The organism is Halobacillus sp. BBL2006 (genome assembly GCF_000786645.1).
Classification (GTDB): domain Bacteria; phylum Bacillota; class Bacilli; order Bacillales; family Halobacillaceae; genus Halobacillus.
This window is the reverse complement of the sequence record NZ_JRNX01000461.1, coordinates 1-2,799: the sequence shown is the minus strand read 5'-3', so window position 1 is coordinate 2,799 and position 2,799 is coordinate 1. Positions and strand designations below refer to the sequence as shown.

Below are 2,799 nucleotides of genomic sequence, written 5' to 3'. Positions count from 1 at the left end.
TATTTTCTTTTTTTTCTGAAAAGAATGTCGAATTAATTGAATAAAAAGAAAAATGTGAATATAATTGGAATGTATTAACAGAGAAAGGGGCGAAAGTGATAGGTTAATAGTCTTTTATGGAAAAAAACTGAGGAGGATGTCATTTGAACATGAAAAAAGGCTTGATTGTGTTCTTTATTTTTCTACTAGCCTTTTCGAACACGGCTTTTGCAACGACGGGCAGTACCGCGAAGGGCGTTCGTGATGGTCAGCAAAAGGTTAACGTGACGAAAGGTGATTTTCAGAAGGATTTTAAAGAAAAAACGTATGAAAAAGATGAAGAAGTTCGTGTCATTGTCGAATTAAAAGATAAACCAGTCATTTATTCAGCTCAAAGCTTAGGGAAAAGCTATAGTGAACTATCCGAATCTAATAAGGAGAAATTGCGTAAAGCTGCCCTGGATGCTCAGAGCGAAGTGAAGCAATCGATCAATCAAAAATCGATCGCCATGGACTTTAAAGAAAGCTTCACAACCGTTCTTAACGGCTTCAGTGGTACCGTTAAATATGGTTCAATCAAAATGATAGAGAAACTAGATAATGTCGGGAAAGTACATATCACTCACGAATACGAGCGTCCGACAGAAGACCCTGAAATGCTTTATAGTAAAGAGCTTGTCAATGCCCAAAAAACTTGGCAGGACTACGGCTATAAAGGGGAAGGGATGACGGTCGCTGTCATCGATACCGGTATCGATCCAGATCATAGAGATATGATACTCAGTGACGAAACCGATCCTGAACTGAGTAAGGAAGAGGTCAATGCTTTAACAGGAGAAGACGGCTTGAAAGGGAAATACTTTACTGAGAAAGTTCCTTATGGTCATAACTATGCCGACGATAATAATACAGTATTAGACCTTGGTCCAGATGCCAGCGAGCACGGCATGCACGTCTCCGGTACGGTAGGAGCGAATGGCGATGAAGATAACGGCGGCATCAAAGGGGTAGCTCCAGAAGCCCAAATCTTAGGGATGAAAGTTTTTGGTAACGACCCTGAAATGCCTTCAACGTATGGAGACATTTACATCAAAGCCCTTGATGATGCGATTGTACTTGGTGCAGACGTCATCAACATGAGCTTAGGTTCAACGGCAGGCTTTGTTAACGAAGACGATCCTGAACAGCGCGCGATTGCGAACGCAGTAGATAACGGCGTGATGATGTCGATTTCTGCAGGCAACTCCGCGAGACTTGGAGAAGGGTTCTACCCGACCTACGCACAAGACCCTGACTACGGAGTGGTAGGAGCACCTGGGATTACACCAGAATCCTTGCAGGTCGCAGCATTCGAAAATTCTTACTTGAATCTTAGTGCCTTTAATCCAAAAGTAGATGGAGAAGATATGGATCCTATTCCATTCCTATCTGCAAGCAGTGTGTCTCCAGATACTTTGGAAGGATATCAAGAAGTCGTTTATGCAGGTTTGGGACGAGTGCCGGGAGATTCAACGGCGAGCCCAGAAGCGAATGATTTTGAAGGTGTCGACGTCGAAGGAAAAATTGCTTTAATTTCACGTGGAGAAACACCTTTTGTTACGAAAACATTGAATGCACAAGAACGCGGAGCGGTTGGTGTTATTATCTACAACAATGTCGATGGATACATCAGTATGGCCACAAGCGGGGAAATTAAAATTCCTCAACTGTCCATCTCTAAAGAAGATGGAGTGATGTTAGCGGAAAAACTTCAAAATGATCAAAAGGTAGAGATTGCTTTTGAAGGCGAAGAAGTGAAGACGAAAAACCCTGAAGCAGGAAAAATGTCTTCCTTCACATCTTGGGGTGTAACACCAAACTTGAACTTTAAGCCTGAAATCACCGCACCGGGTGGAAACATTCTTTCTACCCTGCAGGATGATGAATACGGCATGATGAGCGGCACATCAATGGCAGCTCCTCACGTATCCGGTGGCTCAGCGCTAGTCTTACAGCGTGTGGATGAAGAGTTCAAAGCTACGGGTGCTGAACGCGTAGGAATCGCGAAAAACATCCTAATGAACACATCTGTTCCACAAGTGGACAAAGGTACAGATAACGAAGATGGTTTGTATTATTCTCCTCGCCGAATGGGAGCCGGATTGATGGATCTTTACGCAGCGATGGAAACACCTGTTATGGCAACAGAAAAAGAAACAGGTGTCGGTAAAGTCGCTTTGAAAGAAATGGGCGACAAAGAATCCTTTACGCTTGAACTTGAAAACGTAAGCGATGAGAATGCTGTCTATAACGTAAAAGGTTCTGTGCAAACAGACCTTGTAGACATCTTTGAGTTTGGTACCTTTAATTTTGCAGAAGCGAATCCGATCTACAAAAAAGGAACAAAAGAATTCCCGATTGATATCACTTCTCCGAACGGAAGCGAAGTCGAAGGGGATTATCAAGTTGTTGTTCCGGCTAACTCTACGGTCGAAGTCAACGTATCACTTGACTTAGAGAATGTTGTCGATGGGTATAAAGGTCTTTCTCCAGAAAAACTATTTGAGAATGGACACTTTGTGGAAGGTTTCGTATCCTTCACAGACCCTAATGATACCAACCCTGAGCTGAACGTTCCTTACGTTGGCTTCCATGGTAAATGGGATCAAGCACGTAATGTTGACGCAACAATCTACGAAGATCCAAGCAAGATTTTCTACGGGGAAACAGCTCTACTTTCCTTGGATGGACAGATTCTAGGTGTTGACCCGCTGCTAGCTGAAGATGCAACGCTTGCAGGTTCTGAAGAGCACGTCGGATTCTCTCCAAACGGTGACGACT

1 protein-coding gene is annotated in these 2,799 nt (G+C 43.4%); it reads left to right on the top strand.

The genetic code is table 11. The features are described 5' to 3' along the window. Positions 1 to 149 precede the first annotated feature (149 nt). On the top strand, positions 150 to 2,799 hold a 2,650-nt coding region (locus LD39_RS13695; protein WP_035547990.1), incomplete at its 3' end, for a S8 family serine peptidase.